This window comes from Dietzia sp. DQ11-38-2 (assembly GCF_014145055.1).
GTDB lineage: Bacteria > Actinomycetota > Actinomycetes > Mycobacteriales > Mycobacteriaceae > Dietzia.
In genome coordinates this window covers 1-7,449 of record NZ_JAALDW010000233.1, presented here as the reverse complement: position 1 = coordinate 7,449, position 7,449 = coordinate 1, and the positions used below count along the sequence as shown (strand labels likewise).

Sequence of the window (7,449 nt, the reverse complement as noted above, 5' to 3'; positions counted from 1 at the left end):
CCCCGGATCCCGCCGAGCTGGCCGACCGGCTCCGCTCGCGGCTCGTGCGGCGCGGGGTGTCGCGGTCGGCCATCGACGCGCCACTCGACGTGGAGCGGGTGCGCATCCCGCTCCTTGCCCGCGGTGGCTGGGCGGGCGATCCCCGCATCGATGCCTTCGGCACCGCCGGTGGACACGGACACGCCGCGACAGGGTACTCGGTGGCCTCGATGCTGGCCGCCGTGCCGGCCGCTGTCCACGCCGTCCGTACCGGGTTCCCGATTCCCGCGCCCCGGTCCCCGGCCAGCACCACACTGCACGGGATCGGGCTCCGTGTACTCCTGCGCGCCGACGATCGGACGCTCCGGCAGTTGTTCGACGCGTTCGGCCGGATCGAGGGGCGTCGACAGAAGTGGTTTCTCGACGGCGCGAGCCCCTCGTACCAGCTGGCGCTGGCGATGTGGGACATGTGGGTGGGCATGCCGGCGAGTGGGAAGGTGGGGATGATCAGCGCGCTACTCCGGCGGTCCCCCCGTACTGCGGTCGACGCGCGATTGCGCTAGCCCGACACGGGGTGGCCCGGCCCGGTCTCCTCCGCCCTGTCGGGGAACCCGTCGAAGGTGAGGGTGAGTGATCCGCGGCGACCGGTGAGGCGGAACATCGACGCGAGCGCGATCACGGCCCATGCCACCCCGATCAGTTCGAAGGTCTCCTCGACGTACATGATCGCCACATACAGGTCGGACATCCCCTGGTCGCGTTCCACGATCCCTGAGATCGACTCGATGACCAGCGCGCCGAGGAGGAACACCACCGCCGAGCCGATCAGCCCGACCGTCACCCGGGTTCGGAGGGCGAGGACCAGGCGGATGAGAAGCGCGGCGACCACCAGCGCGATGGCGGTCCCGGGGATGACCCAGCTGTAGTGGAGATCCCCCGGCAACGTCGGCGCCAGGCGGTCACCGAAATAGAAGAGGCGTTCGTGGAGCTGCGCCGCCTCGTCGGCCGAGGCGATGACGGCCACGGCGGCGAACACCCACCACGAGGTGCGGAACCGGTCGGAGGTGAGGGCCGCCATCGCGGCCAACGCGCCGACGAGCAGCCACATCGTGGAGGCGAACCAGACCGCGACGTTCCCCTCGGACCCGATGTCGAACGCGGTCCACAGCAGGGTCCAGCCCTGATCGGGCTCGTAGCTCCCCGTGGTCCGGACCATCGTGTAGAGGAACCCGGACAGGGGGGCGAGGAGAAGTGAGGGCAGCAGGAGCCACCTGGCGGGCCGGGAGAGGCGGTACCCGGCGTCGCCCGAATCCGGGGGCCCGGGCTGATGTCGGCGTCGGATGTCAGACCGTGAAGCCGATGGCGCGGAGCTGCTCTCGGCCGTCGTCAGTGATCATCTGCGGGCCCCACGGCGGCATCCACACCCAGTTGAGTTCGAGTTCGTTGGCCAGGTCGGAACCCACCACCGCACTTCGTGCCTGATCCTCGATCACGTCGGTGAGCGGACAGGCCGCCGAGGTCAGAGTCATGTCGACGCGGGCGATGGTCGACCCCTCGGTCTCACCCGGGCGGACCCAGATGTCGTAGACCAGCCCGAGATCCACCACGTTGATCCCGAGCTCAGGATCGACCACGTCGCGCATGGCCTCCTCGAGGTCGGCGACCAGCGCCAGGTCCTCTTCCGACTGCTCGGGGCGATTGGGGTCGGGACGGAACTCACCGTTGTAGACGGTGCCCGCGGGGGTCTCGTTCTCCGCCGCCGACATGGCGTCGTCGACGGACGGGTCGTTGGCCGGGGTCATCTGCTCGGTCATGTCACTTCACTCCTGGTGGTGGTCGGTCTGTCGGCCGAGTGCATCGCGGTAGGCCATCCACCCGAGCAGCGCGCACTTGACGCGTGCCGGGTATCGGGACACCCCGGACAGGGCGACGGCGTCGTCGAGGATCTCCTCGTCCCCCTCGTTGGTCCCGCGGGAGGAGATCATCTCGTGGAAGGCGTCGTAGGCCCTGAGTGATTCCGACACCGTGCGGCCGACGATGAGGTCGGCCATCATCGAGGTGGACGCCTGGCTGATCGAGCAACCCTGCGCGTCGTACGAGACGTCCTCGATCGTCGACAGGTCGTCGGAGAGTCGTAGCCGCAGTGTCAGCTCGTCGCCGCAGGTCGGATTGACGTGATGGACCTCGGCGCCGAAGGGTTCCCGCAGCCCACTGTGGTGGGGGTGGCGGTAGTGGTCGAGGATGACCTCCTGGTACATCTGCTCGAGCTTCACGAACGGGCACCTCCCACTCCGAAGAACTCCTGTGCCCGGCGCAGCGACCGCGCGAGCACCTCGACCTCGTCGAGTGTGTTGTACAGCGCGAACGAGGCGCGGACGGTGGACTGCACACCGAATCGGCGGTGCAGCGGCCACGCGCAGTGGTGTCCCACGCGCACCGCCACCCCGTCGTCGTCGAGCACCTGGCTCACGTCGTGGGCGTGGACGCCGTCGACGACGAAGGACACGGCGCCGCCGCGCGCGACCATGTCGCGGGGACCGACGATCCGGATGCCCGGGATCTGGTCCAGGGCCTCCAGGGTGGCCGCGGTGAGCGACTCCTCGTGACGCGCGACCGCCTCCATGCCCACGTCGCGCAGGTAGCGGACCGCTGCGCCGAGACCGACGGCCTGGGAGACCATCGGCACCCCGGCCTCGAACCTCTGCGGCGGGTCGGCGTAGGTGGACTTCTCCATGGTCACGGTGGAGATCATCGAGCCCCCCGTGAGCACCGGCGGCATCGCCCGCAGCAGCTCCCGACGTCCGTAGAGGACGCCGATGCCGGTGGGGCCGAGCATCTTGTGCCCGGAGAAGGCCGCGAAGTCCACACCGAGTGCGTGGAAGTCCACGGCCATGTGCGGGACGGACTGGCACGCGTCCAATACCACCAGTGCGCCCACCGCCCTCGCGGACTCCACCACACGTGCGACGTCGGTCACGGCGCCGGTGACGTTGGACTGATGGGTCACGGCGACGACCTTGACCGCGTCGGTCAACTGCAGTGAGTCGAGGTCGATCCGTCCGTCGTCGGTGAGTCCGTACCACTTCAGGGTGGCACCGGTGCGTCGGCACAGCTCCTGCCAGGGCACCAGATTGGCGTGGTGTTCGAGTTCGCTGATCACGACCTCGTCACCCGGTCCCACGGCGTACCGGCCGAAGCGGTCGTCTCCGAGCGCGAACGCGACCAGGTTGAGCGCCTCGGTGGCGTTCTTGGCAAAGACGAGCTCGTCGACATCGGCTCCGACGAACCCCGCGATGTCGGCCCGGGCGTCCTCGTAGGCGTCCGTCGCCTCCTCGGCGAGCTGGTGTGCACCGCGATGAACGGCGGCGTTGGAGCTCAGGAGGAAGTCCCGTTCGGCGTCGAGCACCGGGATCGGGCGCTGTGAGGTCGCCCCGGAGTCCAGATAGACGAGGGGTTTGCCGTCACGAACCGTCCGCTGCAGGATCGGGAAATCCGAGCGGAGGGTCGTGATGTCGAGGGTCGAGGTCATAGTCTCCCAGCTGTCCGATCAGGCGTTCGCGGGCGTGAGGTACTTCTCGTACCCCTCTGATTCGAGCTCGTCCGCCAGTTCCGCGCCCCCGGAGGCGGCGATCCGGCCGTCGACGAAGACGTGCACGCGGTCGGGCGTGATGTACCGCAGAATGCGGGTGTAGTGCGTGATGAGGAGGATGCCGCCGTTCTCCTCGGCCTTGTAGCGGTTGACCCCGTCGGACACCACGCGCAGGGCGTCGACGTCCAGGCCGGAGTCGGTCTCGTCGAGCACGGCGATCCTGGGCTTGAGCAGATCCAGCTGGAGGATCTCGTGGCGCTTCTTCTCGCCACCGGAGAAGCCCTCGTTGACGCTGCGCTCGGAGAAGGCCGGGTCGAAGTCGAGGTCGGACATGGCCTCCTTGACCTCCTTGACCCAGTGCCGCAGCTTGGGCGCCTCGCCGCGCACGGCGGTGGCCGCGGTACGGAGGAAGTTGGCGGTCGAGACCCCGGGGATCTCGGTCGGGTACTGCATCGCCAGGAACAGGCCGGCGCGGGCCCGCTCGTCGACCTCCATCGACAGGACGTCCTCCCCGTCGAGGGTGACGGTGCCGCCGGTGACCTCGTACTTGGGATGGCCGGCGATGACGTAGGCCAGAGTCGATTTGCCGGAGCCGTTCGGCCCCATGATGGCGTGGGTCTGCCCGGACTCGATGGTCAGGTCGACACCCTTGAGGATGTCGACGGTCTCGGCCGAGTCGGCGGTCGCCGCGACGCGGGCCGTCAGGCCCTTGATCTCGAGAATGGTCATTGGTGTGCTCGCAATCTTCGTGAAGTCTTCGGGGGTGGTCTCTCGGGCCCGGGGGTCAGATCCCGGATGACTGCAGTTCCAGTTCGACGGCCTCGGCGATCCGATCACGTACCTCGGGCACGCCGATGCGGTTGATCACCTCGCCGAAGAAGCCCCGGACGACCAGGCGCCGTGCGGTGTCCTCGGGAATCCCCCGGGACATGAGGTAGAACAGGTGCTCCTCGTCGAATCGGCCCACGGCGCTGGCGTGACCGGCGCCGGCGATCTCGCCGGTCTCGATCTCGAGGTTCGGGACGGAATCCGCGCGGGCCCCGTCGGTGAGGACGAGGTTGCGGTTCATCTCGTAGGTGTCCGTACCCTCGGCCGCCGCGCGGATGAGGACCTCGCCGATCCACACGGTGTGGGCGTCGGGCAGGTTCGACGACGCGTCACCCTGCAGGGCGCCCTTGTACAGGACCCGCGACGTGCAATTGGGTACCGCGTGGTCCACCAGCAGACGGTGTTCGATGTGCTGTCCGTCGTCCGCGTAGTACAGACCGTTGACGTTCACCGTGCCCCCGGGGGCCGTGAACGTCGTCAGCGGTGCGATCCTCACGAGCTCGCCGCCGAAGGTCACCGCCGTGTAGGTCAGGGTCGCGTCGCGACCGACCTGCAGGTGGTGGTTGGCTAGGTGCAGCGCGTCGTCGTCCCAGTCCTGGATGAGGACGACCTCGAGGTGCGCCGAGTCGCCGACGACGAACTCGACGTTCTCGGCGATCGTCCCCCCGCCGCGCTGGTCCACCACGAAGGTCGCGTTGGCGAACGGCTCGAGTCGGATCTGGGCGTGGCCGTAGGCCAGCTCCCCCTCCCCCGGGCCGTCGACGGTCACGTACACGGGGTCGTCGAGAACCGTCTCCGTGGCCACTGTCAGCACCGTCGCCTCGGCGACGGAGGTGAAGGCCTGCGCGGCGACGCGGTCGCGGGGTGCCCCGGCCTCGCCGATCCGCTTGTCGTCGGTCCCGACGGTCTCGACCGTCAGTCCGTCACGCTCGGCGACGGAGACCAGCAGGTTCCCGGTGGCGGTCACATTGGTTCCGTCGTGGATCCCGCGGAGCCGCTTGAGCGGGGTGAAGCGCCAGATCTCGTCCTTGTGGCTCGGCACCTCGAACGCGTTCACGTCGAAGGAGGAGAACTGGTCGCCCTTGGTGGCGGTGACGGGGATACCGTAGCGGTCCGTCACCGGGGTGGGGCCGGATCCAGTGGTGGCAGTAGTGGTGTCGGTCATGGCGGTCAGCCCACCGATCCTTCCATCTGGAGTTCGATCAGGCGGTTGAGTTCGAGGGCGTACTCCATGGGGAGCTCCTTGGCGATCGGCTCGACGAATCCGCGCACGATCATGGCCATGGCCTCGTCCTCGGCCAGGCCTCGGCTCATGAGGTAGAAGAGCTGGTCCTGGCTCACCTTGGACACTGTGGCCTCGTGCCCGAGCGTCACGTCGTCCTCACGGATGTCGATGTACGGGTACGTGTCGGACCGGCTGATGTTGTCCACCAGCAGGGCGTCACACTCGACGTTGGACTTGGAGCCCTTCGCGCCGGGGTTGATCTGGATGAGCCCGCGGTAGGCGGATCGGCCACCGCCTCGCGCAACCGACTTGGAGACGATGTTCGAGGACGTGTTGGGGGCCAGGTGAAGCATCTTCGACCCGGTGTCCTGGTGCTGTCCCTCGCCGGCGAACGCCACCGAGAGGACCTCGCCCTTGGCGTGCTCGCCCGTGAGCCACACCGCGGGGTACTTCATGGTCACCTTGGACCCGATGTTGCCGTCGATCCACTCCATGGTGGCGCCCTCCTCGGCCCGGGCGCGCTTGGTGACGAGGTTGTAGACGTTGTTCGACCAGTTCTGGATGGTCGTGTAGCGGCAGCGACCGCCCTTCTTGACCACGATCTCGACGACCGCCGAGTGCAGGGAGTCCGACTTGTAGATCGGCGCCGTGCACCCCTCGACGTAGTGGACGTAGGCGTCCTCGTCCACGATGATCAGCGTCCGCTCGAACTGGCCCATGTTCTCGGTGTTGATCCGGAAGTAGGCCTGCAGCGGGATGTCCACGTGGACGCCCTTGGGCACGTAGATGAACGAGCCACCCGACCACACGGCGGTGTTGAGCGCGGAGAACTTGTTGTCACCGGCCGGGATCACCGAGCCGAAGTACTCCTCGAAATACTCCGGGTGCTCCTTGAGCGCCGTGTCGGTGTCCATGAAGATGACACCCTGGCTCTCCAGGTCCTCCCGGATCTGGTGGTAGACCACCTCGGACTCGTACTGGGCGGCGACGCCCGCGACCAGGCGCTGCTTCTCCGCCTCGGGGATACCGAGCTTGTCGTAGGTGTTCTTGATCTCCTCGGGCAGGTCCTCCCACGAGGTGGCCTGCTTCTCCGTGGAGCGGACGAAGTACTTGATGTTGTCGAAGTCGATCCCCGACAGGTCCGAACCCCAGGCGGGCATGGGCTTCTTGTAGAACGTCGCCAACGCCTTGAGCCGCTTGGCGAGCATCCACTCCGACTCGTTCTTCTTGGTGGAGATGTCACGCACCACGGCCTCCGAGAGGCCACGCTGTGCGGTCGCACCGGCGGAGTCGGAATCGTGCCAACCGTAGTTGTACTGGCCGAGCGAGGCGATCCGCTCCTCGTCGGTGGTCGGCTCGTGCACGGTGACGTCGGCCGTCACCTGATCTGGGGTGATGGTCATCGCACAGTCCTTTCGGGGGTCGGAACCGACGCGTCTGCGTCGGCCGCTGCGGGCATGGTGGCCGCCAGGTCACCGGCGGTCACCATCCCCGTGGGGATGTTCGTGGTGCAGGCGCAGTGTCCGCCGGCGATGGTGGCGAGGCGCTGGACATGGGTGCCCACGATCTCGGACACCACCTCCTGCTCGGCCTCGCACAATTCGGGGAACCGGGACGCGACGTTCCACACCGGACAGTGGTGCTGGCAGATCTGCAGGCCCGCCCCGGCGTCCTCGATGGATGCCGCGTACCCGGATTCGGTCAGGGCCGCGGCGACGTCGGTCGCCGCGCGTTCGACGTCCTCCGGACCGTCCGCGGGGCGGACGTGCCCGACGATCGACCGGACGCGCTGGCGGGCGAAGTCCGCCACGGCGGTGGCCCCGCCGAC

General features: G+C 68.1%; 8 protein-coding genes and 1 pseudogene. 1 reads left to right on the top strand and 8 read right to left on the bottom strand.

Features of this window, described 5'->3' with window-relative positions; translation table 11 throughout:
- The coding region (locus tag G6026_RS08760) for a lycopene cyclase family protein (protein WP_241727990.1) at nt 1–542 on the top strand (542 nt) is incomplete at its 5' end.
- On the opposite strand, the gene G6026_RS08755 is transcribed toward G6026_RS08760, so the two are convergent.
- From G6026_RS08755 to G6026_RS08720, 8 genes and pseudogenes are all read right to left on the bottom strand, one after another.
- Nucleotides 539–1,195: a hypothetical protein gene (locus G6026_RS08755; protein WP_182612937.1), complete on the bottom strand. Its 657-nt coding sequence runs from the start codon at nt 1,193–1,195 to the stop codon at nt 539–541. The two genes, G6026_RS08760 and G6026_RS08755, sit on opposite strands and share 4 nt — an antisense overlap.
- 127 nt (nt 1,196–1,322) lie before the next feature.
- On the bottom strand, nt 1,323–1,793 hold the full coding sequence (locus G6026_RS08750) for a metal-sulfur cluster assembly factor (RefSeq protein WP_107756490.1): 471 nt from the start codon (nt 1,791–1,793) through the stop codon (nt 1,323–1,325).
- A 6-nt stretch (nt 1,794–1,799) separates the two neighbouring features.
- On the bottom strand, nt 1,800–2,252 hold the full coding sequence (sufU, locus tag G6026_RS08745; protein ID WP_107756491.1) for a Fe-S cluster assembly sulfur transfer protein SufU: 453 nt from the start codon (nt 2,250–2,252) through the stop codon (nt 1,800–1,802).
- The gene (locus tag G6026_RS08740) at nt 2,249–3,508 is read right to left on the bottom strand and encodes a cysteine desulfurase (RefSeq protein ID WP_182612936.1); all 1,260 of its coding nucleotides are present in this window, start codon (nt 3,506–3,508) and stop codon (nt 2,249–2,251) included. The genes sufU and G6026_RS08740 overlap by 4 nt, the downstream gene beginning before the upstream one ends.
- An 18-nt stretch (nt 3,509–3,526) precedes the next feature.
- Nucleotides 3,527–4,297 carry a Fe-S cluster assembly ATPase SufC gene (gene sufC / locus G6026_RS08735; protein ID WP_107756493.1) on the bottom strand — a complete coding sequence of 257 codons (771 nt, stop codon included), beginning with the start codon at nt 4,295–4,297 and terminating at the stop codon, nt 3,527–3,529.
- Nucleotides 4,298–4,352: 55 nt separating this feature from the next.
- On the bottom strand, nt 4,353–5,561 hold the full coding sequence (sufD, locus tag G6026_RS08730; protein WP_182612935.1) for a Fe-S cluster assembly protein SufD: 1,209 nt from the start codon (nt 5,559–5,561) through the stop codon (nt 4,353–4,355).
- Between the two features lie 5 nt (nt 5,562–5,566).
- A complete protein-coding gene (sufB, locus tag G6026_RS08725) occupies nt 5,567–7,024 on the bottom strand; it encodes a Fe-S cluster assembly protein SufB (protein WP_107756495.1) in 1,458 nt (485 codons plus the stop codon).
- Nucleotides 7,021–7,449, bottom strand: a pseudogene (locus tag G6026_RS08720) (transcriptional regulator); the annotation flags it as partial. The pseudogene G6026_RS08720 and the gene sufB, both read right to left, overlap by 4 nt.

What these genes read in the sequence shown, in the direction of transcription:
- G6026_RS08755 (WP_182612937.1), bottom strand. Translation starts at nt 1,195, where the DNA reads ATGGTCCGGACCACGGGGAGCTACGAGCCCGATCAGGGCTGGACCCTG.
- G6026_RS08740 (WP_182612936.1), bottom strand. Translation starts at nt 3,508, where the DNA reads ATGACCTCGACCCTCGACATCACGACCCTCCGCTCGGATTTCCCGATC.
- G6026_RS08750 (WP_107756490.1), bottom strand. Translation starts at nt 1,793, where the DNA reads ATGACCGAGCAGATGACCCCGGCCAACGACCCGTCCGTCGACGACGCC.
- sufC (WP_107756493.1), bottom strand. Translation starts at nt 4,297, where the DNA reads ATGACCATTCTCGAGATCAAGGGCCTGACGGCCCGCGTCGCGGCGACC.
- sufB (WP_107756495.1), bottom strand. Translation starts at nt 7,024, where the DNA reads ATGACCATCACCCCAGATCAGGTGACGGCCGACGTCACCGTGCACGAG.
- sufD (WP_182612935.1), bottom strand. Translation starts at nt 5,561, where the DNA reads ATGACCGACACCACTACTGCCACCACTGGATCCGGCCCCACCCCGGTG.